The organism is Bacillus sp. ISL-41 (genome assembly GCF_018613235.1).
In the GTDB taxonomy this organism is placed as follows: Bacteria; Bacillota; Bacilli; order Bacillales; family Cytobacillaceae; genus Mesobacillus.
This window is the reverse complement of record NZ_JAGGQP010000008.1, coordinates 40718-64203: the sequence shown is the minus strand read 5'-3', so window position 1 is coordinate 64203 and position 23486 is coordinate 40718. Positions and strand designations below refer to the sequence as shown.

At 36.0% G+C, this 23486-nt stretch carries 24 protein-coding genes and 1 tRNA gene; 13 read left to right on the top strand and 12 right to left on the bottom strand.

The window, feature by feature from the left end; genetic code table 11:
• Positions 1-35 precede the first annotated feature (35 nt).
• From J7I80_RS03560 to J7I80_RS03525, 8 genes are all read left to right on the top strand, one after another.
• Positions 36-557 carry an RNA polymerase sigma factor gene (locus tag J7I80_RS03560; RefSeq protein WP_251027571.1) on the top strand — a complete coding sequence of 174 codons (522 nt, stop codon included), beginning with the start codon at positions 36-38 and terminating at the stop codon, positions 555-557.
• Positions 558-656: 99 nt separating this feature from the next.
• Positions 657-1355 (top strand): ABC transporter ATP-binding protein, encoded by a 699-nt coding sequence (locus tag J7I80_RS03555; protein ID WP_214736027.1) that lies wholly within the window; start codon positions 657-659, stop codon positions 1353-1355.
• Positions 1345-2691, top strand: coding sequence for an ABC transporter permease (locus tag J7I80_RS03550; RefSeq protein ID WP_214736026.1), 1347 nt, complete (start codon positions 1345-1347; stop codon positions 2689-2691). The genes J7I80_RS03555 and J7I80_RS03550 overlap by 11 nt, the downstream gene beginning before the upstream one ends.
• Before the next feature lie 382 nt (positions 2692-3073).
• The gene (locus J7I80_RS03545) at positions 3074-3985 is read left to right on the top strand and encodes an ABC transporter ATP-binding protein (RefSeq protein WP_214736025.1); all 912 of its coding nucleotides are present in this window, start codon (positions 3074-3076) and stop codon (positions 3983-3985) included.
• The gene (locus tag J7I80_RS03540) at positions 3978-4808 is read left to right on the top strand and encodes an ABC transporter permease subunit (RefSeq protein WP_214736024.1); all 831 of its coding nucleotides are present in this window, start codon (positions 3978-3980) and stop codon (positions 4806-4808) included. Before J7I80_RS03545 ends, J7I80_RS03540 begins: the two co-directional genes overlap by 8 nt.
• Positions 4809-4926: 118 nt before the next feature.
• Positions 4927-5274: a hypothetical protein gene (locus J7I80_RS03535; protein ID WP_192471625.1), complete on the top strand. Its 348-nt coding sequence runs from the start codon at positions 4927-4929 to the stop codon at positions 5272-5274.
• 292 nt (positions 5275-5566) lie between these two features.
• Positions 5567-6934, top strand: coding sequence for an amino acid permease (locus tag J7I80_RS03530; RefSeq protein ID WP_214736023.1), 1368 nt, complete (start codon positions 5567-5569; stop codon positions 6932-6934).
• Positions 6935-6967: 33 nt separating this feature from the next.
• On the top strand, positions 6968-7417 hold the full coding sequence (locus J7I80_RS03525; protein WP_214736022.1) for a YndM family protein: 450 nt from the start codon (positions 6968-6970) through the stop codon (positions 7415-7417).
• A gap of 65 nt (positions 7418-7482) precedes the next feature.
• Here the strand turns inward: J7I80_RS03525 and J7I80_RS03520 are convergent, their stop codons facing one another.
• From J7I80_RS03520 to J7I80_RS03510, 3 genes are all read right to left on the bottom strand, one after another.
• Positions 7483-8127, bottom strand: coding sequence for a phosphatase PAP2 family protein (locus tag J7I80_RS03520; protein ID WP_214736021.1), 645 nt, complete (start codon positions 8125-8127; stop codon positions 7483-7485).
• Positions 8128-8462: 335 nt separating this feature from the next.
• A tRNA-Arg gene (locus tag J7I80_RS03515) sits at positions 8463-8536 on the bottom strand.
• A gap of 153 nt (positions 8537-8689) precedes the next feature.
• Positions 8690-9502, bottom strand: a complete 813-nt coding sequence (locus J7I80_RS03510) for a YitT family protein (protein ID WP_214736020.1) — start codon at positions 9500-9502, stop codon at positions 8690-8692.
• Positions 9503-9683: 181 nt separating this feature from the next.
• On the opposite strand from J7I80_RS03510, the gene J7I80_RS03505 reads away from it, so the two are divergent.
• A complete protein-coding gene (locus J7I80_RS03505; RefSeq protein WP_251027570.1) occupies positions 9684-9941 on the top strand; it encodes a DUF1292 domain-containing protein in 258 nt (85 codons plus the stop codon).
• Between the two features lie 94 nt (positions 9942-10035).
• Complete coding sequence (locus J7I80_RS03500; RefSeq protein WP_214736019.1) at positions 10036-10569, top strand: GNAT family N-acetyltransferase; 534 nt, start codon at positions 10036-10038, stop codon at positions 10567-10569.
• A 122-nt stretch (positions 10570-10691) separates the two neighbouring features.
• Here J7I80_RS03500 and J7I80_RS03495 read toward each other — a convergent pair whose 3' ends face one another.
• Complete coding sequence (locus tag J7I80_RS03495) at positions 10692-11585, bottom strand: YitT family protein (protein WP_214736018.1); 894 nt, start codon at positions 11583-11585, stop codon at positions 10692-10694.
• A gap of 177 nt (positions 11586-11762) precedes the next feature.
• Here J7I80_RS03495 and J7I80_RS03490 point away from each other — a divergent pair, with 177 nt between their 5' ends.
• On the top strand, positions 11763-12908 hold the full coding sequence (locus J7I80_RS03490) for a cation:proton antiporter (RefSeq protein ID WP_214736017.1): 1146 nt from the start codon (positions 11763-11765) through the stop codon (positions 12906-12908).
• Positions 12909-12999: 91 nt separating this feature from the next.
• Here the strand turns inward: J7I80_RS03490 and J7I80_RS23605 are convergent, their stop codons facing one another.
• From J7I80_RS23605 to J7I80_RS03450, 8 genes are all read right to left on the bottom strand, one after another.
• Positions 13000-13056 (bottom strand): DUF2196 domain-containing protein, encoded by a 57-nt coding sequence (locus J7I80_RS23605; RefSeq protein ID WP_353050079.1) that lies wholly within the window; start codon positions 13054-13056, stop codon positions 13000-13002.
• Between the two features lie 163 nt (positions 13057-13219).
• On the bottom strand, positions 13220-13432 hold the full coding sequence (locus J7I80_RS03480; RefSeq protein ID WP_214736016.1) for a YwbE family protein: 213 nt from the start codon (positions 13430-13432) through the stop codon (positions 13220-13222).
• A gap of 122 nt (positions 13433-13554) precedes the next feature.
• Positions 13555-15018 (bottom strand): HNH endonuclease, encoded by a 1464-nt coding sequence (locus J7I80_RS03475; RefSeq protein WP_214736015.1) that lies wholly within the window; start codon positions 15016-15018, stop codon positions 13555-13557.
• Positions 15019-15058: 40 nt separating this feature from the next.
• Positions 15059-15637 (bottom strand): hypothetical protein, encoded by a 579-nt coding sequence (locus J7I80_RS03470; protein WP_214736014.1) that lies wholly within the window; start codon positions 15635-15637, stop codon positions 15059-15061.
• Between the two features lie 25 nt (positions 15638-15662).
• A complete protein-coding gene (locus tag J7I80_RS03465) occupies positions 15663-17285 on the bottom strand; it encodes a tyrosine-type recombinase/integrase (protein ID WP_214736013.1) in 1623 nt (540 codons plus the stop codon).
• 4 nt (positions 17286-17289) lie between these two features.
• Positions 17290-19803: a helix-turn-helix domain-containing protein gene (locus J7I80_RS03460; RefSeq protein WP_214736012.1), complete on the bottom strand. Its 2514-nt coding sequence runs from the start codon at positions 19801-19803 to the stop codon at positions 17290-17292.
• 16 nt (positions 19804-19819) lie between these two features.
• Positions 19820-21016 (bottom strand): site-specific integrase, encoded by a 1197-nt coding sequence (locus tag J7I80_RS03455; protein ID WP_214736011.1) that lies wholly within the window; start codon positions 21014-21016, stop codon positions 19820-19822.
• Positions 21017-21121: 105 nt separating this feature from the next.
• Entirely contained in the window at positions 21122-21304 is a 183-nt protein-coding gene (locus J7I80_RS03450) for a YwbE family protein (protein ID WP_214736010.1), read from the bottom strand.
• A gap of 161 nt (positions 21305-21465) precedes the next feature.
• Between J7I80_RS03450 and J7I80_RS03445 the strand changes: the two genes are divergently transcribed.
• Together J7I80_RS03445 and J7I80_RS23600 are read left to right on the top strand one after the other, a co-directional pair.
• Entirely contained in the window at positions 21466-22182 is a 717-nt protein-coding gene (locus tag J7I80_RS03445; protein ID WP_214736009.1) for a hypothetical protein, read from the top strand.
• A 307-nt stretch (positions 22183-22489) separates the two neighbouring features.
• Positions 22490-23320: an STAS domain-containing protein gene (locus tag J7I80_RS23600; protein WP_214736008.1), complete on the top strand. Its 831-nt coding sequence runs from the start codon at positions 22490-22492 to the stop codon at positions 23318-23320.
• Positions 23321-23486 lie beyond the last annotated feature (166 nt).

Sequence of the window (23486 nt, the reverse complement as noted above, 5' to 3'; positions counted from 1 at the left end):
CTTGCAAGATTAGTAACAGGGCAAGGGGGATGGATATGGCTAAGATTGATTTTGACGAGCTTTACAGAATCCACGGTAAAAATCTTTGTCAAATTGCTTTCAGGATTACTAAAGACAAACATCTTGCAGAAGATGTAGTCCAGGAGACTTTCATAAAGGCATATAAAAAAGCAGATACCATCATTGATACGCATAAAATTGGTTCATGGTTAGCGGCAATCGCTGCAAGAACAGCCATTGATTATCTGCGGGCAGAGAAAAGAAGAAAATGGCTTCCATCTGACCAGAGCATCATGGAGCAAATTTTCAGTGATTATGATACAAATCAATCGCTTGAAAAGGAAGTCGAAATCATCCTGTTTAAAGAGGAAATCCAGCATATGCTCTACTTGCTGACGAGTGAGTATCAGCAGGTACTGGTATTGAGGTTCCAATACGGATTAAAAGAGGATGAAATCGCCTGCAGATTAAATATTAAATCAGGCACAGTCAAAACACGTCTGCACAGAGCTCGGAAACAATTGAAAAAAGTTATGTCAGAGAAGTACCCAGCCTAATAGTTCTATTTGGGCGATTAACCAATCGCCTATTTTTTTTGGCATAATTGGTGGTAAAAAATACAATTAATTCAAAAATTTTGAAGAAGAGGTGCGTCAATGATTTCAATAAACAATTTGAGCCACGAATTTGAAATCGGCAAAAAAGGGAGAAAAACAGTTATTCCTGTGTTGAAGAATGTTTCATTAAAAGTGAACAAAGGGGAAATCGTGACGATTGTAGGCAGGAGCGGTTCAGGTAAATCTACACTACTCAACCTTGTCAGTGGATTTATAAGGCCAAAAGATGGAGAAATCACGATTAATGGGATTAAAACCTCTACTCTAAACGAAACGAAATTTGCCGATTTCAGGATTGAGCATCTGGGGTTCATTTTTCAAAGCTTCCAACTGATCCCAAGTATGACGGCCTATCAGAATGTTGAGCTTCCTCTTATTTTTAAGGGAGTGAAAGAGGAGGAAAGGAAACTTAGAACCAATGAAATCCTTGATATGGTGGGATTATCTGACTACCGGGATCATTATCCTGGCGAACTTTCAGGAGGGCAGCAGCAAAGGGTGAGCATCGCCCGTGCACTTATTGTCAATCCTCCAATCATTCTTGCTGATGAACCCACCGGCAGTCTGGACTCGGAAACAGAAGAAGATTTACTCAAATTCATCATTAAATTAAACAGAGAGCTTGGCCTTACATTCTTAATCATTACCCATGATGACAAGGTTGCTCAAATTGGCCATCGTACTATTGAATTAAGGGATGGCAAAGTTGTAGAGGAGGTACTAGCAAATGAGGCTTAAAGATCAATTTCAATTCGTCAGGCAAAATATGAAAAAGAACCGGACACGGTTGTTCATGACCATACTAGCCACGGCTATGAGCGTAGCATTCCTGATTGTGCTTGCTTCAGTGGGGTTTGGTCTCCATAAATCAATCGTAAAAGAAACGCTTGAAAGAAGAATTGTGACAGAAATCGAAGTTCCTGGAAAAGAGGAGTCTAATAATGGCTTCAGACAGCTGACGGATGAGGACATTTCTTACTTTGAAGAAATAGAGGATGTCAAGGCTGTGACAAGAAGGAAAAACCTGCAGAATTATAGGTTTGAAGCGGATGAACACCAGACAAATGCCCAGGCAGTGGTTGCCCATATGCCATCTGAAACAAAAGCTGGTCTCGAACTTTCGGAAGGCCGGCTTCCGAAAGCAGAGAATGAAGTGGTCGTTGGGTATCATTTCTTCCAGGATCTTCGCCCAAATAAAGAGATAACTGAAGATCTTTACAATGAAAAGGGACAGATAAAAGAAGAATTCCGTTATAAAGGCGAGTTGGTCGGCAAGAAAATCAACATGGATGTTATCAAGTATGAAGACGGCAAAGAGGTAATAAAACCTTTGGAAGTAAAGGTAGTCGGTATCCGCAAGAAACCAACAAAGGAATGGATTTATGACAATGTAGTATTTGTTTCTGAAGGAGTCCTTAAGCAGGTGGAGGAATACACTGGCACTCCACGCGGAATGCTGAAGGATCTTAACAACCCGGACATGGAACTGCCAACTATCCCAGCTGATCAGTATGATCAAGTGAAAATTTATGCAAAAGATATGGAAGCAGTGAAAGATATTACGGCAAAATTAGAAGGAAATAATTACCCATCCTATTCGGTCATTAATGAGCTGAAAGATGTCAATGTCATGTTCACGATCGTAAAAGCGGGATTGATTTTTATAGGGACTATCGCAATCATCATTGCTTCAATCGGGATCTATAATACCATGACCATGGCGGTTACAGAAAGAGCACCTGACATAGGCATCATGAAAGCCATTGGAGCTAATCCAAAGACGATCAAAAAGATTTTCCTGCTCGAAAGCAGCTATATCGGACTGATCGGGGCAGCGGTCGGAACCCTTGTTGCTTATGCCATCAGTTTCATAGTGAATTTTGGACTGCCGCTGATCATCAAGCAGGCTTTCGGTGAAGAACCTCCGGAAGGGCTGATTTTTAGCCATATCCCTTACACCTTGCCAATCATCAGCTTTATCATCTGCTACCTTGTCACGATTCTGTCTGGCTTGCGTCCTGCACAGCGTGCCACTAAAGTTGATGTTCTTCAGGCAATGAGAAGGGAAGTATAAGAAATTTTGATAAGCAGGGAATCCGGTAATTAATAGATGCCGATTGGAGCCCGAGAAAGTGAGATTCTGGAAAACCGGGTCACCAATAGGGCTCATTGGAGCCCGGAAAAGTGAGATTCTGGAAAACTGGGTCACCAATAGGGCTCATTGGTGCCCGGAAAAGCAAGATTATGGAAAAACAGGTCACCAATAGAGCTAATAAGGTTTTGGACCAGTCGCGAATACTGGTCCATTTTTTATGAGCTTTATCTTGTATTTTTGGCGTGTTAGTCTAGTGAACAAAGACCAAACATTAACCTAAAAACAAACTTAAACTTAAATGAACGTTTTTCGTACATTGGCCGTCTTATGTAAAAAGGGAGAGCAAACAGGGGGTAGCAGTATGTCGCAAAGTGTAATTAAATTGGATGCAGTTTCAAAGCATTTCGGTGACCAAATGGTGCTTAGCAACGTGTCTATGAGCGTGAATGAAGGGGATATTGTAGGTCTTCTTGGCCAGAATGGTTCTGGGAAAACAACTATGATCCGACTTATGAACGGTGTCATCAACCCAACAGATGGAAAGTTGTCAATTCTCGGCATGGACCCGCGAATCGAAGGAGATACAGTCAGGAAAGCAACTGGAATTCTAACTGAAAATGCCGGTCTGTATCATGAAATGTCTGGATTAGACAATCTAATCTTTTTTTCAAAGCTATATGGAAACTTTGATTTAAATCAAATCCACCACTATTTAGAGGAATTTGAACTTGCTGAACATATGGATAAAAAAGTAGGGGCATATAGTACAGGTATGAAACGCAGGTTGGGGATCATCAAGGCAATCCTCCATAAACCTAGACTTCTTTTTCTTGATGAACCTACGAATGGGCTTGATCCAGAAGGAATAAAATTGGTTCTTAAATTCCTCAAGGACTTAAACATGCGGGAAGGAACGACCATATTTCTTTGTTCACATATCTTGCACCAATTAGAGCATGTATGTAAAGAGTACTTTTTTCTAAATGACGGAAAAATAACGGATTATGGCACTATAAATGAACTGCAAAAAAAGTACGTTAGTCAAATTGAATTGAAAGTTATTACTAATCTATTGCCAACTGAACCTCAATGGGGAGGTTATCCAGTTTCAAAAAAAGATAAAAATACTTTGCAGTTTTTATTGCCGTCAAGTGAACATATAACCCCATTGCTCCAAAAAATCATTCGTGATTTTTGGATACACCATGTGGAAATTGAAAATAACGATTTGGAATCCTTATATTTTAAGATCAGGAGTGGGGTCAATGAATAAAAAGTTGATATGGCTTGTAGCTGCTAAAGATATCAGGGGAATAACCAGCTCGGTTCAAGTGTGGCTGGGGCTGATCTTGTTGCCGCTGATTTTTTCGGTGATCTTTCCGCTGGCTTTTATTCTTTTGGTTAAGAATGTTCCAATTTCTTCACCTGAGTTGATTGATTTAGTGGACAATGTACTAAAGGGACTAAAAGGTACAAAGAGCGGGGAAATGATAGGCAGTCTCCCAAGTCTGGAACACCAAATTATTTTCGTGGTTGTGAATTACCTGCTGGGTTCGATATTTTTACTTATTCCGACCATTAATGCAATGATGATTGCTCTTCATAGCTTTGTTGGCGAAAAAGAAAAACGGACCATGGAAACACTGTTGTTTTCTCCTATTACTGTAAAGGAATTATTTATTGGAAAAGTACTTTCAGCTTTCATTCCATCTATCATTATTACTTGGGTGAGTTTCCTGCTGTTTGGAATCATCACTGTAAGCTTAACTTATAATATGTTTGGTTATTTGATTTTCCCAAATGCGAATTGGCTCATCCTGATGTTATGGGTCGTCCCAGTGATTACGGTCCTAACTATCCTGGTGAATGTGTTCGTCTCTGCCAGGGCAAAAGGATTTCAGGAGGCTCAGCAGCTGGGGGGAATCCTGATTCTTCCGATCATGCCTCTCTTTATAGGCCAGGCAACGGGTTTTTTAATCATTAAGCCTTTTTTACTTGCTTTAATAGGTGTCATCATTTTAATTTTAAATTTCATCTTATTAAAAATGATGACAAAATATAATGATCGTAATACTTTATTTGAAAAGCAAATATAGGTTGATAATGTCCTGCACCATTAATTTGATTAGAGTTAGCAGCTGAAATTGTATATGTATAGATTGTTTAACTTTGGAAAAGTCTAATCCTATCGATCACAACACAGGGGGATAGGATATGTCAGTTATTGTCATTCAAACTTTTGAAATGAAACAGGATAAATTTCCGGATGGCATCAAGAATTTACGCTTAATACAAAACTTCAGGAACGAGCAATATGACCACAGGGTTGAGCTCTTATCTCCGATTTCTGGTGAAGACCATACTTATGCATTGATATCCACATATGAAGGTCTGGCTGAAATGGAGCTGCAAAACAAAAAGATGTTTGAGGATGAGGAATATAAAAAGCTCATCGGTGAGTTCTTTTTGGAAAATATCGTGCAAGGAAGCATGTACACTCAGATGTATCGCACGATGACTGGTCTGAGCAGTGACTCCGAATCAGAAAAAGACAAGAAATAATTAGTGCAAAGTCGATTCCCTGGGGACTCGACTTTTTTCATTTCTTAGGAAATTATAAAATTATTTAGTTGTGGAGAACTACATGTAGTATTCCTAATCCAGCTCCAGCGCCTAGCCCCTCGAGTCGCTTCGGTCCGCCCAGTGAAGTCAAAGACCGACTTCATTGGTCGGCTCTCCAGCGCTTGTCGGGGCTGAACGAGTCGCTTACGCTTTTTGTTCTGCCTGAATGGTCGATACATAAATTTCAATTGATTCTCGAATGATAATACTTGTTGAGGAAGGGGGTACAGCAATGGATTATTTTCTGCCATCATCAAAGTCAGGAAGTGGAAGTAGCGCCAATGAAGGAGATTTGAAATGGTGGCAACTGTCACTGATTGGTGTTGGATGTACGATTGGAACTGGTTTTTTTCTTGGATCCGCTATTGGTATTAAAATTACCGGGCCATCCATCGTCTTTTCTTTCATCCTTGCCGCTTTTGGCACATACGTCGTTTATAATTTATTGGCAAAAATGACAGCTCAGGATCCTCAGGATGGCTCGTTTTGCTATTATGCGAAGAAAGCTTATGGTCAATGGGCCGGATTCAGCTGTGGATGGAATTACTGGAGTTCCAATATCTTGATTATGGGCAGCCAGCTTACGGCTCTTTCAATTCTGTCACAATTCTGGTTTCCTAAAGTCCCGTTGTGGCTTTTCGCTACCGGTTATGCCATCCTCTCGATTGGTGTAGTACTTACCGGGAATAAGGGATTTGACAAGGTAGAAGATCTATTAGCAATCATTAAAACTGCAGCAATCATCATGTTTATATTAATAGCTGCAGCAGCTCTATTTGGCTTGTTCAACTTGGAGACTAAACAGGTGATTGTGCCAAATTCTGCCCAAAAACTGTTTCCTGAAGGCTTTAAGGGATTCTGGTCATCATTGATTTACGCATTTTATGCATATGGAGGCATTGAAGTAATCGGCTTAATGGCAACGAGGCTGAAAAATAAAGAAGATGCTCCAAAAGCGGGGGTAATCATGCTGATTCTACTAGTTATCATTTACGTGCTTGCTTTAGGACTAGCGGTGATCATGGCGGCGCACGGTGCCTTTCACCATAAAGAAAGCCCATTTGTTACAGCACTTGACCCATATAATCTGGCTTTTTTCCCTCATGTGTTCAACGCAGCGATCATCGTAGCAGGCTTTTCAACCATGACAGCTTCGTTGTTTGGAGTGACCACCTTGCTCGTTACGTTAGCGGATGATGGAGATGCTCCAAAGGTCTTTGCCAAGAAAATCAAAAAATTGAAAGAGCTTCCCCTTCCATCGCTGGGATTGGCAGTGGTGGGTTTAATTGCATCAATCATTACAGCCTTGCTGCTTCCGGGGAAAATTTATGAGTATATTACTACAGCCGCAGGTATCCTGATTTTATTCAATTGGGCTTTTATCATTATCTCTGCTTTAAAATTGCTTGAATTAAAAGCATGGGGGAAATTCATTTCTTTTGTTGGAATAGCCCTTATCCTAGCGGCTGTTAGCGGAACGATTATGGAAAAGAGCATTCGTATGGGTTTCTTCATTAGCATACTCCTTGTCTTGCTTATTGGGATAATTTCTCTGTTTTTACAGAAAAAAGTATGGAATAAAGCAAGTAGCGCAAACTAACGAAAACATTAATAGTTTATGGAGGAGATTTTAATGAAACATCTAAGAGCGCTGGCAGTAAAATCCCTTGCCAGCCTGGTACTCCTATATGTCATTCTTGGCCTGATGTATGATATGTCTTTTACCAATGTATTTTTAATATCCCTGGTGCTTGGGCTAGCGTCTTATGTAATTGGAGACTTGTTCCTCTTGCCAAAAACGAATAATACAATCGCAACATTAGCAGATTTTGGACTTGCCTTTATGATCATCTGGATTTTGGGAGAAAGTTTGACGTACGGAGAGAGTTTACTGATTGCATCTCTAATATCAGCCGCTGGAATCGCTTTGTTTGAATACTTCTTTCATAAGTATGTGGCTGGGAATGTTCTCGAAGATGGCGGGAGGGATTATCAGAATACGAATTACCGTTACCAAACAGAAGCTGCTGAAGAACTATATCCCATTAAACCTGATGTAAAAAGTGAAGAGGATACCAAATAATAATGATGAATCCTAAGCGCTAAAAAAGAGCTGCAATCGCAGCTCTTTTGCTTGTAGCAGAAATTTTAATCTTTAAGATAAACTGTATCAGACTTTTCAGCAACCTTGAATTCGAATAATTCAAAGACAATTCCATAAATAAATGAAGTTAAAAACATGGATGCGAACATATCAAGTATATAGTGCTGTTTAACAAACAATGTAGAAATAATGATCAGCGAACCCATAACCGGAACGAAGATTGAATGGATGATATGTTTGTTGCCGATATTGATATTGCCAAGAATAATGGCAAATGTAGTTAATACATGAATGCTGGGAAAAGCATTATATGGTTGATCATGGCTGTAAATCATGCCGACAAGTTCTATAAGGATTCCGTCACCAACCAGGTTTGGGCGCGGAACGGTAGTCTGGAAGAAGAAGTAAATGACGAAACAAACTAACTCTCCGATAACAATTAAAGTCAATGTTTTTAAATAGACCCGAGTATCCTTATACCAGAAATAAACCAGATAACCTAAAATGAAGGCGTACCAAATGATATACGGTATAACGAAAATTGGAAGGAAAGGTATCTTATCGTCTATATCAGTTGAAAGGATTACAGCTTCCCGAGGGTTGTTATTCAAGATTTTATAAATCAAGCCCAGTACTGGCATAACCAGCAAAAACAATAAATATGGCAAATCTTTTATTTTGTTTTTCATGTTACTACCCCTTTTGCTTAGTTGCTTATGGAGTATAAATACCACAAACAAACTTATTTAATCCAAAAACAAAATATTGGTATATTAATAGAAAAATAAGAGCTTCACATATAATAGACGCATAAAAAATGTATTTAGTTCCATTGAACTAACTTTTTTTGGCCTTTTTAAACAAAAATGTGAAGTAGTGATTTCTACTTGGAGGGTAAAAAAAAGCTCTTAAGCGATATATTTCGGCTCATTTCGCAGTCATCAGCAAGAAGACAAAAGCAAGAGGGGGAGGAAACATTTTTAGAAAAATAAAAAACCTTGATTTTAAAATCAAGGTTTTAAAGCGTCCCAGAAGAGATTCGAACTCCCGACCTACAGTTTAGGAAACTGTTGCTCTATCCTACTGAGCTACTGGGACATGATGAAAATTAAAGTTATAAGTAAATACATAATCATTCACTAATTACAGCGACTCAATTATTATACGATGAATCTGTGAAAAATTCAAGATAAATTTTCCTTTAAATTTCAGAAAGCACCAAGAAGCCGTACCTCAGCTTCTTGAATGCCATTAATGCTGCTTTTTATGGAAAAGCCCCATAACTTCCAGGGTTTCAGTAATATTGACAAATGCTTCAGGATCTATTTCTTCTATTAGTGTTTTAACTTCTGTAAGTTCATAACGAGAAATGACTGTAATGATGACGTTGCTCTTCTCATTCGAAAAACCTCCAACAGAGTCCATGACCGTTACACCACGATAGACATTTCCAAGTAGATGCTGCTTTACTTCCTCCCCTTTTCTAGTGATGATCATCAACGTTAGCTTTACGTGATGTGTATGGACCTTATCGATCACTTTGCCAAGGACAAAAATGGAAACAAGCGTATTCAAAGCTGCATCCCAGCTAAACAAAAACCCTGATAATAAAATCACGACAGAATTCATCGCGAATAATAGTGTTCCCATAGGGAAGTCTTTGCGTCTTGCCAGAAGCATCCCGATAATATCAAAGCCGCCAGAAGATCCTGATGAACGGAAGATTATCCCTATACCCAATCCAACGATCGCCCCGCCAAATATCGATGATAATATTGGATCCTCTGCAAGCTTAAATACGGGTATAACATATAGAGCGATAGAAATTGTGATGACGGAAAGAATCGTATAAAAGATGAATTTACGTCCCAGTTTTAAATATCCTAAAACTAATAGGGGGAAGTTCAAAAGGAAATTGTAGACGCCAGTATTGATAGATGTGAGCATTGATAAAATGATGGATAGACCGCTAATACCGCTGCTCATGATTCCGTGGGGGATCAGTAAAAGGTTGAATGCAAATGAAACAATGATTGAGCCAATGATAATTCCTGCTGACTTCAAAAACGACGCCTCCAAAAAACAGTGTGTAAAAAATATTATATAGATGAAAATAAAGAAGTGAATTTAAAAGTTTATTTAAAATTCATTAAGTATTTCGATTTGCGATGCCCTTCTTTGTAAGAATCATATTTGGTAAAAGGAAGGGAAAGATATAGTGATGATTTTGGGAGGTGAAGCAGTTTTGGAGAATGATTCAATCAGGGACCTGGTGACTGTAACAGATGATAGGGGCAGAGTGAGACAATTTGAAGTAGAAGCGTTATTTGATATGAACGGAGAATCCTACGCGATGCTTAGAGATGAAGAAGGAACAGTGTTAATGAAAGTAGAAGAGCAGGGTGGCGAACAATATCTCGTTGGCCTGGATAGCGACACTGAAAAGTCACAGTTGCTTGATGCCTATCAAATTGCTGTTGACGCCGCACCTGCGGAAGATTAAGTGAAGCCGCCCAATTAGGGTGGCCTTCTTTAAAGGAATTTTTGTATCTAATATAGAAATAAGAAAAGATCATTTTATTTAATTTGGGGGACATATGGAATTTCCAGTTTTAGAAACAGATCGGCTCATTCTTAGGGAAATTACAGAGGAGGATGCTGAGGATTTATTTATCAATTTTTCCAACACTGAAGTTATGAAGCATTATGGATCAGAACCGATCGAGAGTATTGAAGAAGCAAGAGGTCTGGTTCATTCTTTCAAGGCAGGCTTTGTCGAAAATAAAGGGATAAGATGGGGCATTCAATTAAAAAACAAAAAAAGCGTCATAGGTACTGTTGGCTTTCATGCTGTGTCACCGAAACATAGAAGAGCAGAAATTGGTTATGAGCTTAACCAAGGATATTGGGGTCAAGGCCTGGCTAAGGAAGCAATCAGGGTGGCTATAGAGTATGGGTTGAAAGAAATGGGATTAGTACGGATTGGGGCCGTTGTATTTATTGAAAATAAAAATTCGAATGAATTACTTCTAAAACTCGGTTTTCAAAGAGAAGGGGTTCTGAGAAGTTATATGATTCAAGGCGGCCTTTCCTATGACACTAATGTGTACTCATTGGTAGCTGCTAATTGAGCCTGGTAAAATATCATTTTAAATCAACGCTTTTAACTGACTTATACAGTTAACCAGCATGTTTAGAAGACCTGTTTGAAAACAAAAAGCTCAGATTTCTGAGCTTTTTTGTTTGCTGTATTCTAGTGTATATTCCGTTTTTTAAACCTGCCGCCACGCACTTCTGCAATATTCCCGACTGCAAGGAATGCTGACTCATCCAATTCTTCGACAATGGATTTCAATTTGGCTTCCTCAAGACGAGTGATGACACAAAAGATGACTTTCTTGTCATCACCTGTATATGCACCCTCGCCAGTCAAATACGTGACTCCTCTGCCAAGACGTGCCATGATTGCGTCACCGATTTCCTTGTGCTGTTCACTTATGATCCAGGCTGCTTTTGACTCATCGAGACCGGCAATGACTATATCAATCGTTTTAAAGGCAATGAAATAGGCAAGGATGGAATACATTGCCCGGTCCCAACCAAAGACAAAGCCTGCGGTACCAAAGATGAAGATGTTAAAAAACATGATTACTTCCCCGACGGAAAATGGCAGTCTTCTGTTTGCCAGAATCGCAAGTATTTCCGTACCGTCCAAAGAACCGCCGTACCGAATGACAATTCCTACTCCAGCACCGAGAACGATTCCTCCGAAAACAGTAGCCAGGAGTAAATCTTCTGTAAAAACAGGCCAATCATGAAGGAAGCTGGTTGTTAAAGATAAAACGGTGATCCCCAATACGGTGGATAGCGCAAATGTTTTGCCAATTTGCTTATAGCCAATGAAAAAGAAAGGGATGTTCAGAATGAAAATAAAGAGGCCGAGGCGCCAGCCCGTCAGATGTGAGAGGATGATTGAGATACCGACAATACCGCCATCAAGAATTTTGTTCGGGACCAGGAATTCCTCAATTCCAACGCCCATCAGGACAGCACCGAAAATGATGAAGAAAATTCTTTTTGCGAGTTTAGTCTTCGTGATGCCCTTATGCTGCTGCTGAACAAGGGCTCGTTCTGGAATGCTGTTCATTTCTTCCCCCTTAATAGATTCTTCCATATGACTTTTATAACTAATTTTACCACAACTTTTCAGCCAAACTAAAAGAAAGACCTTTCATAATTTTATTTTCCAGTGTTGATTTTTAGGAAAGTGGGTAGTAATTAGGAAGGTTATTGCTTATAAAAATTGAAAAGGTGTTGTTGCAGGTTGAATCTTACTTTAGTCATTGGACTCTTTTTACTGATGCTATTTTTGATTGGTATGATCGGCATCAAATTAATAAAAATACCGGATATATTATTATATATTTTGCTTGGTCTGATTTTATCCTTGGTTATTAAGGAATCAAAGGTAATTGAAATGGCAGGGGAGATCGGTCTGATCCTGTTGTTCTTTATTCTCGGCTTGAAGTTCCCGGTCAACAGGTTGATTTCGAACAGTGCGAAGGTATGGAGAGGCGGATTGCTGGATGCTGTGCTTGGGATACTTGTAACTGCGGGAATAGCACTGCTGTTCGGTCTCGATTGGGTTTCATCATTAATTGTCGGAGGTATTGTCTACGCTACCAGTTCTTCTATCACAGCAAAATTGATTGAAGATAAAAACAGGACTGAAAACAATGAATCAGAATTCATGCTCCTGATCCTGGTTTTCGAGGATTTGATTGCTCCTATACTTGTAACCGTACTGATCGGTCTTTCCGGGGAGGGGTTTACAGTAACTGATTTTCTGTTAATTATTTTGAAGATTGTACTTCTCGCAGGGATTGCCATGTTCTTTGCCAGGGTGGTTTTCAAAAAGGCAGAAACTATGTTAAGAGAAATTGACCAGGATGATATTTTTATTGTGTTGATTACGGGCATTGCGCTAACATACGGCGGGATTGCGATGCTTCTTGGGTTATCAGAGGTAATCGGAGCTTTTCTTGCCGGAATGATGCTGTCTGAGCTTTCAATTAAGGACAAGGTAGAAAAAGCTGCATTGCCAGTAAGAAATATTTTTCTTCCCTTTTTCTTCCTGAATTTTGGCCTTCATATAGAAATGACAAAAGACATCCCTTATTTAGGACTATTGATTGTTCTCGTTCTGTGGTCATTGATCCATAAATTAATCGTGGGTTATATTGGTGGGCAATGGTATGGTCTTTCAAGAAGTGATTCATTGAAAGCGGGGCTCTCACTGACACAAAGAGGAGAATTCTCCGTGATCATAGCTGCGCTGGCAACCGGAGAGCTAAAGATCTTTGCCAGCATTTATATTTTGGTGATTGCCATCATCGGTACAATCATGTTCCAGTTGGCGCCGAGGCTGAATAACATGATTGTTGAAAAAGTAAAGGAAAAGACTAATTAAGCATTAAAGGGATTACCCTTTAATGCTTAATTTATTGTCTATGGGACTTATTCTGGAATTCCATACTAGTCAGTAAAGGCAAGGTAAAGCGTTACTCCAGTATTTCCTTTACGCGGCCTACCTGTCCGTCCTCCAGCCTGACCTTCACGATATGTACACTTTAAATTGTGTACATAATTGGTGAGACGTTGAAAATAGTGAGTTTTCTTCCTTTTTATTAATGTACAATAAAAATCATGTACATTAATAACTAATTTCCTGAAGAAAAGTCGGTTAAAGGTGTTTTTAAATATTAGATAGAATTGAATTGATTACTGCTTATCTGAGCTATCCATAATAATCGCTTGAACTCTTCCAACTTGTCCATCCTGTAATTTCACTTTAATTCCGTATGGATGATAGGAACTGTTTGTTAGTAATTTTTCAATTTTCCCACGAGTTAAGATTCCCGTTCTTTGGTTCTTCTTTAATACAACATCTACTGTTAAGCCAGAAATTAGTTCATTTCTGTATTTCCCTGTCATATAGAATAATTCTCCTTTTTCTGTACTTAAATTTGTGAAACGTATGCCTATCTTTATATACAAAAGCGAGAAACTCTTGAAATTTCTTTAACACTAAAAAGAAATGTGTACATAAAGCATTTTTAAATAAAGTTTATTTCCTTATTTCTTTCAAATAAGTTCCAAGTATACTGTAAGTATTTCTTTCCGAGAATATGACCTTCATTCATCTTGAGTTTGGACAAATGATATTCATCTTCGGCTTCAAAAATGCAGTGTACTTCCTCAGTTTCGGGATTAATTGCAAAGTACAAATCATCAAATTGGGTGTGACAGTTGGGACATAATACAATTATGTTATGACTAATATCATCACCTCTATGTAATTTATTATATGGTTGAAGATGGTGTGCTTCAGAGGTGAACTCACCGTTAGATTTTCTCAATTTATAACCACAAAGCTGACATTCGTTGTTATAGGAAATCTTTAGTTGTCTGGCTATTTTACTATCCCTTACCATTCTTTGTATAGAAACTTTATTTTGTTCGAGATTTCTTTCATTATTCATATCGAAATCATGAATATCTTGTTCATTAACGTCATTCCTTTCCGAATATTGGTTTCTTAAGAGAGTATCTGGTTTTTTATTCGGTAAAATATCTTCAATGTTATAGTTTGCACTCACAATACTTTTATTTTCAGCCCTCATGATAGATATATATTCATTAAAGGCATATTCAAATGGTTTAGTTATATCTTGTTCTAATAATATTTTGTAAATACCTCTTCCATCGGTAGAATGAAGTATATGGAACATCATACTTCTTCTCAAAAGTTCTTGATAAATCTTTTTCCCCCTAAATAATCCCTTATTAGCGACTCTATCAAAACAACTGAAGAGCCTATTGATTTTTCCATTATCTAAAGTGCTGTTTTCCATAATTAAAAGAATGTCACCAGAATAACCTTGCTTATTTCGATACTTTAGATAGTCCGTTAAGTATTCAAAAGTTATATCATTTAAAGATAACCATTCTACTAAGTCAGAATTTGCTTCCAAACGTCTTACATTTCTTATACGTTTTTTCTCAAAGTCAATATCTGATAATAAAAGTTTTACCACATCTTCCTGTTTAAACATATTAAAGAAGGTAAGCGAACAAACCAACGGAATTAGTGCCTCTTCGTAATCATACTTGAAAACTAAACGACCACTGAATAAAGTTCTAATATCATTTGGCGTCAAAAAGTCTATTTCATCTTCATTATTTTCAACTTGCTCTTCCGCAAAAAAGATGGATTTAATATCATTGTTAAATTGATAGTATACATTCTGTTCAATAAAACTTTCATAACGTAAAAACTCCAAGAACTGCAATAAACTTGGTCTAACATTATTAGATTTTCTCTTAATTAAAGAAAGCCTATCAATGTTAAAAATTTCTGCATAATCTCCTTTGGCAATTTTATCAATTATATATTTTTCAAAATAATCATCAAGAATAACCTTGTATCTTGAAAATGTACTTGGTTTAAGTTTTACATGTTCTGTCGCATATTCAGTAAATCCATACATCAAAAATTCATATTCTCCAATATCAAACATTCTTTCACCTCTTTATCTAACTGTGTGCTTCATAATTATTCTATTCAAATAAACCAGGGAAATTATCTTTCCAATTAGAGGTTGTCATCTTCTTTTTATCGTTTATATTTATAACATTCTCAATATTGTTTTCCTTTTGTTTATGGTCATACGTACTTTCTATGGAAATTTTTTGATATTCATTTTTATAAAAATCTCTATTGTCTTTGAGAAACCTAATTTCCTTGTCCTTTTCTTCAAGTAATTGTAAAAGTTCTCTTTCTTTTTGACTTGCTTTTTCAAATGCCACAGCTTTTTCCCAAAGAGCTTGTATATAGGTATTGTATTCATTAAGAGCGTTAATCATCGCTTTCTTATTTTCCCAATACTTATTTACAGTATCTATAATATTAGGTAAAGGAATTGCCTCAAAACTTTCAGCATCAAGAGAACTATATGATTGGTTTAACTCATTAATTTGTTCACTCATTCTACGAGACCATATATGACGATGTATTCCTGTTTCTTTTTCTAAGTTAAGAAAAGTTATTTTCCCTATGTTGTTTAACGCATAATTTGTTAGTATTTCTAATAGTTCTTCCTTGCTGTAACGTTGAGGTCTACCTTTTTTATTAATCATAACTTTATCTCGCTTTCATTTAACATTACTTAGGAATATAAGAATCAATAAGGGCTTTTTTATTGAATAATTCCGTTAGTTTTCTTGCAAGAATAGATAGCTGTTCTTGGTCTTCATGAGAATATTTCAATGTGCTTTTATCATAAAGCATATCTTTTGAGAAACGTTGCATTGTTTCAATTTGGTCTTTTATATTCTGAGAATATTTATTTGATTGTAATTTTAATGAGTTGACCATTTCGGGATTGTTTATTAAATCAAGTTGAAAATGAGAACAAAATATACAATTATCTATACAATTGTTTGGGAAGCTACTATCTCTACAAAATCCTCCTTGTATTCTTATATCCGTTGTTTCTCCCTTTGTTAGCTTACTTCTAACGATTAGGGCATTTGAATCAGATAGGAACGCATCTCCTAAATCTTGTTCTCTATTTCTTTTTATTGTCTCAGACAATATTCTTACTCGTGCTTCCGCAAAATAATCAAGATGGCTTGAATAAGTAATTTGGGATTTTAAATTTAAATGTCCACCGATTCTGGCAATCGTCAACTCATTAAAGCCCTGTAACATCATATTACAAAATGCAAAATGTCGAGTATCACCTAACTTCACTCGCTCCAAATCTGGATAACCATACTGTTCACCTATTACATCCACATAGAAGTCATCTAACAACTCTTCCATTTGAGCATTGTCCATCTTGTCGGTTCGATTTCTTCTACTTTTAGCATTATGTCTTGACCGTTCCTTTATAAAGGAATTGTAAGGCATATAAGCAAAAAGATACTCGCTTTTTTCCGTTTGACTTTGAAGAGATAAGTATTCAGAGATAAGGTCATATATCTCCTTGGTAATTTTCAAAGTGTTAGTAATTTCAATTTGACCATTTCCTTTTTGCTTATTTCTTGGAACAGTAATACTAAATGTATTATTTCCCGAAGAGAGACAGTCGGCTTTAAGGTCTAAAAAATCACTGGGGCGTAGAGGGATGATTTTTGTTATTCTCCACCATAAGAGAATAGGCAAATATTTTTTCCTTTGGTCAGTGGTACATTTTTTCATAAAATCAAGTAATATATCATCGAATTGAATTATACTTTCATAATGTGGCAACGTTCTGATTTTTCTCTTTGGAAGGGAAATGGATTTAAACAACTTTTCATATTCACTATTCCAGTGGTTTGTGTAAAATTCCGCAAACTTCAGATTGCTTTGAATTAATTGTTCTTTCTTTCTATCGGTTGTTGCCATTAAAATATCTTCATATTGTCTCAGAAATGCTGGTTCAAACTGTCTGCTTTCTATAAAGGCTTGTCGTATATTTGTTAACATAGACTTCAAATGGTCAAGAGTGTAATCGGTATTAATCAAATTAACAATAAAGCATTTTAAGGCTAAATTAAATTCCTTATGCAGTTCCAAATCAAATGTGAAAGTAACGGTAGACTTTTTCTTAACGTTTTTCAAGAGCCAAATAGATTCTGAAAACTCACCCGATTTTATTACACCTTCATTCTTTAATCCCTCATATATTTTCAAATAAGTTTCGACATCTTCAGATTTAAAACCGTACTCGCTGTTTTTAAATGATATTTTCTCATTGGGAGTTTCCTGTAATGTATGTAGCTTAACTAATATGTTCAAGTCCTTAATTCCTTTCAGGTAAATAGATTTTATCATTTATAGCTTCTAAGCTCGTTTCCAATGGTTTTAACGCTATAAAGCTATTAACGTATTCTTTATCAAAGGACTTTATTGATTGGCTTACTAAACCAAGCAATTTATACAGTATATGTGTTTTTCTGATTCGTTCATAAACATCATGTTCATCCAAATTCCTAATATCACTTATAATATGTACCAAGTCATTTTTCAGTGAAGTTAATAGATGGGTTCTTGGAATAATATAAGGGCATGTTTTACAGTTTCCTGTCGGATTTTTGCAGTTTTCACTATAAAAACATTGTGAGTATTCTTCCTTTGAGGGCATTGCTCCCACATATATACTGTACAACCGTTTTTCAATTTCATCGTTTGGTAAAAGAGCAATTTCAAGTGCGATTGATTTTTGTTTATTTTGTTGCTCTAAAAAATAAGACGATATTTCTTCTATTTCAGAAGGGGAATACTGTTGTTGATACAATTCTATTATTCTTGTTTTTTCCTCCAGCGATAGTTTCAATTCTTTTTTATTTATTGCTATGTCTACTAAAGAATTATATAGCCAACCAAAATGCCCCCTTTTAAACAGATTATAAGAAGTATCATCGAGGAATTCGTCTTCGTTGGTATTCATAACGTACTGACTAACCGTATCTTGGTCCATATGTCTTCTTAGTCTTTGTGCGAGGAGATGTGCCACATCACCATTTTTTGAGCCTTTAGAAACACTGTGAAAGAAGTAAGTCATTAAACTCCTGTTTGCTATCCTACTGGAAAATGACTTTAAAGTAGGGTGAGCGTGAAAAAACGAATTGATTAAAGGAGAAAATGAACTTCTCTTTTGCATTAAAGGGAGTAGATATTCATTATTGTAATTTTCTTTTCTTCTATGTAATTCAATCGTTAGTAATATAGTGGATGCTGTTTCAAGCATATCCATATTCACTAAAAATTTGTTTAAGACCTTCGTCTTACTAATGACAAATCTTTCCCATTGCTCTGAAACAATGTTAATAATAGATTGGGCATCAGAAACTGGAATTCCATCATTTAAAACACGCTCAATATAGTCATTTGGTATCTCCGAAAAATTTATCAAAGGGAAGTTAAGTATATCCGAACGTCTCCAGGCATTAGTCATGTGCATAAAAATGTAGAACCAAGTTTCAGCATATTCAGGTTGTAATAAAGATTTTTCTTTATGTATGCTAATGTTTTTAACGTAATCATAGTATTGTTTAAATTCACTTCTGGAATAGATTTCTTTATCCATTTGGGTATGGATTTTTGAAGTATAGTTATACTTATTTCTAAATTTACATTCATCCGATTTAACTGCCAGTATAAAATTTAAAAAGCCTATTAATTGTTTTTTATGCTTGGTTGAAGATGCTATTAAATTCATTATTTCAGCATCTGTATGATTATGAAGCTCCTTAGTAAGTAAAGTAGATAAATCAACAAACATCCGACCATTTACATTTATCAATGCGTGTTTTTGCCTCATTCTTGTATTAGAATACAAGTGTGTTACATAGTCTTTAAATATTTCGATTGTGGCCTCAATTTTTGCTTCGTTTTTGACCCTTTTTAAATAATAAGAAACTCTATCTTCAAAAGATGTATTTAAAGTTAACTTCTCGGTCTTTATCAATTCAAATGGAATAGAATGAACTTCTGTTTTACTTATAAAATATTTTTTCCGTTTATTATTAGTTTCAGTAGTATGTATGTCTTTGAATAAGCCATCTTCAATCCTTGCATAAATGGTGGAAGAATTGACTCCAAAATATTGTGCAATTTGTCCCACAGTATAATAGTTAATAGACAGTTCCAACTCAATAGTGGATAATATTCTTTTTCTTTTTTTGGGTTCTTCTTGGGCTTCATGTACTACTTTGGTACTTAAGCGTTCTTTTTCGGCTGTTAAACGTTCTTCTCTTGTTATTCTACGTTTCTCCTTCAAGTCCTCATTTAAAGCTCTTATACGGGCTTTAAATGAGATTATATCCCTATTAGGTATCTTCCAACTGGAACTGTAAAACGTTGATTTTATAGCGTTAGGGAAGGAACCTTTTGTAATATGTCTAAGAACTGTCTCCACATGTAAATTTAAATGTTTAGCTGTTTCCTCGGTAGTTTTAAAATCTGTCATCTCATAGTATGATTTATTTTCCTCTATTAATTTGTGTATTTCCGCTTTGCTTACGTAGTAATGATTATTAATCATCTGAACCGTAGTGAAAAAATTCTTTTTTACATAATGTTTATATAAATTGTTTTCACTAAAACCAAGCAGGGAACTTGCTTCAGGAATTGTAAACAGTGTATCCAACAGCTCAAGGTGCTTTTTGTATTCCTCTATGTCATTTTCAGAAATAAGTGTTCTTCCAGTACCCCTAATAACATCAGTGAATGTATTTCGTTGAAGTAAATATCTTACTTTATTAATTGTAATTCCTAATATATCGGATGCTTCTTTTGTTGTTAGATATTTCATATTTATCTCCTAAAAATCAGTCTAAAAAATCGCCATTATAAAGTAACTCTAATTCTTTTTGCAGTTTGTTCATTATCCTTTTTGTATCTGCTATATAAGTTAGTGAAGAATTTAAATTACTATCTCCACGAGAAACTGCAACCTCTAACACATTGTCAGTATACTCCGCTAATAAATTAGAAAATACACCTCTCCCAATATGTGTTGACCATTTCATACTGTCTAAGTAATGACCGTATGTTGAAATCCTAATGTCATTCGATTTCTTTAAATTTTCTACAAATAGTATCTGTAAATTTTTAAATGCTTTTCTATAACTTTCTCCTGACATTGGATTACCATCTCTATTAAGGAATAGAGCATCTGTATCGGTATTTCTATACATTTTTAAATGGTTATTATAAAGTTTTTTCAATAAACTCCTGTATGGAAAAATTGGTTGACTTCTATTTTTTTTAACTTCACCTGTTCCAGAAGTCGTTGTTAAGTCCGTTCTTAAATTTGTATCGGTAATCTTAACAATTTGTCCAAACTCTCCAAAAGAACCGATATTTCTAATATTTGACTTTGTGATATTAACTATTTCACCCATTCTTATTCCTCCAAAAAACTGATAATACACACCTAATGCAATTGGATTTGTTTCGTTATATGCAGTTTCTATAAAAGGAATTATTAATTCAGTTTTAAAATCATGAATTCTTTCCCCAACAGGGTTCTGGTTATATATTAACTTTTTAAAATGTTTATCTTTGAGATTTAATATGTCACTATGTTGTATGTTTTTTAAAATGCTATTTTCTGATAGATATACATAGAATTGATAGATAATGTTTTCATAACTCTTAACAGTTGACTTTACGTTTCCCTTCTTGGTTTGTGAAAATAAGAACTCCGTAGCACAGCTAATAGTCAACTCTTCTAAATCTTTAAGTGGATGTTCCCTGTCAAAGAATAACCAATTTAAAAAAGAAGTAATCCCGAACGATGCTACAGACATGGAGTTATACGATTTATTACGGTAATAATCCACAATAAATTGATTTAAAGGGTGTATAATCTCCTTTCCGTTATTTACATTTTTAAGCATTATAACGGCATGTTTTTTCATTACAGGTCCTGTTTTACGGTCTCGATACAATTCTATTGTTGCTGTCCTCACGACAAATCTTATATTGTTCTTACTCTTATTAAAGTGTAGTAAATTATTCATACATTTTCCCCTGATAACTTAAATTATTTTTGTACATAGGTAATTCGACATGAAATAAAAAAACCCTTTTATTCAAAAGGGTTTTGCCAATATTAATGTACATTTTTATTTATGTACAGATTGGTATACATTATTAATGCCATGGGGATGTGTGCTGGATTTGGTGAGGAGATCTTTCACGATTCCAGGAGTTAGCTTACCGGTTTTCTGGTCAGCCTTTAGGACAATATTAACTTTCATGCCGGGTTTGATCTCATTTCGGTTTTTGCCATCTTTTCTATTGGACATACATGACCCTCCACAGTTTTATTTTTAAATATAGTCTTATATATAATATAAAGCGACCCATGAGTATTCAATTCTACCATTTTTTACATTATTATAAAGTAGGGCTCTTTTCGTGAATTTAATCGAAAATAGCTACAGTAAAAAGGCAAAGAGGGATAGACTTGAAATTTTGGAAAACGGGTGTACTTATTTTAATCATTTTTTCATTTCTTGGCGGGCTTTTTTATTTTCAAATTAAACAGGAAGAGAAATATGAAGGGCTTGCCGTAATACCAGAGCGAACAGAAGATATTCCGCTTTATAGTGAATTGAAGCCAGCCAGTCCGATTTATAGAGCCGAAGGTGACCAATGGGAAGAAATTAAGCAGTTTTACGAAAAGGAACTCCTAAATAATGGATGGGTATTAATTATGTCACAATCCTCCGCAACACACACAGAGGATGGAGCAGGATTTACTTCTTTTTGGAAAAAAGATAATACATCCTGGGTACTATCAATAAGGGCGGCCTATTATAAGAACCTGAATCAAACACAAGTTATTTTTGATAAAAGAGAAGGACTGAGGGCTGACAGATGGATCGAGATGGAAGTTTCAGAAATTTGTATTAACGAACAGCCGGACCGTAGCGACGAGTGCTTCAAAATGAAGGATAAGCAAGTAATTGGACAGGTAATCAGTATGATAAATGGAGCTTTGGAAGCGGACAGGCAACAGGTTTATTATACCGGAAAAAGCGTTATCGATTTTGGTAGCTTAAAAGTTGATGTATACTACGATTTGGAAGAAGGAATTTATTTCGTGTCTGATAGAGGAGTTAAATGGATGAAACCAGAGAAAGAGTTTTTTGAGTTGACGAGAATCTCTAAGGAATATTGAAGCATGTTACGTAACACTCACGGTTTGGATTCTATACGCAGCAGGAGTATTATATACCTAGGCCAACCAGATCATTTTCATAACTAAAGAAGGTTTTAGCAGGTTTAAAGAAGATTAATTGTTGTTAAAGATGTATTCTATAATTAAGGAAGATAGGCTATTACCGAATTGATTAGGGCCAAAAAAGATATCCTTGCAACCGAGCCTATCCAGGCATTTTGAACAGCTAATACAAGATTACTCATAAACTTTTTTTGAAATCTGCAATACTTACGAAATAACTTAAGTAAAAAAGGAAGTGACCTTTGTGAATCCAACCTCAGCAGTAGCAAATGAACTTCAGCAAAATTCCGAACCTATCGCAAAGGAAATGGTGAATTCCATACTTAAACTGATTGGTGTGGAGATTCCAAAGCAGGAAGTTGACCAGGCAATTGTTGTTTATACAGAGTATCTTAGTTTTCTCGGTGACTCTATCATGACTAAAGATGAAACAACTTCTAAGAGACTTCTTGAATGGAGCAAGCAAAATGGAGAACGGGAAGCAGCTAAAGGCGGCAGGATTTCTGACATCCTTTTTAGGTATCCTCCCACGAGGATTGTTTTTATAGATAAAATGGCGGAAATTAGTTTGAGGCATGACGTTAACACGGAAGATTTAATATGGATCAATAAAAGAGTGAACAATATGCTTGATATTAGCATAAATGAAACTGTATTTGCGTTTGAAAGACAAACCTCAAAACTGATGAAAGATGTCCAGGCTGAAGTGGATATTCTATCTACTCCAGTTGTACCAGTACAAGAAAACATAGCGGTGCTGCCTTTAGTAGGCAAAATGGATCATGACCGTGCCAGATTGATATTGGAAAGGGCAATACCTTTGGTTGCAAACCAAAAAATACAGTCACTAATTATTGATTTTTCTGGAATTGTTACAATTGATGCAACGATTGCCAAGCACATTATTGATATCCACAATGTTTTACGGCTGTTGGGTGTAGACTCAATTGCTACTGGAATGAGACCAGAGCTTGCCCAGGCTGCGGTGGAGGGTGGAGTTGATTTTTCAAACATCAATACCTTTGCTACGGTAAAACAGGCTATTGATAGTATCAATAAAAGATTGTTTTCGTAAAGATTGTTGTTAAAATCCTAAAGCCGATTTTAACGTGATAAAAAGCCATTTTGTGGGGCGTTATTAAGTGTGCAAGCTCTTTCTCATAATAAGCGTAATTTTGTGGAAAACATAGGTCATTCAATCCTATTTTGTAGTCAATAGCAACAAAGTTTGTGTAAGAAAT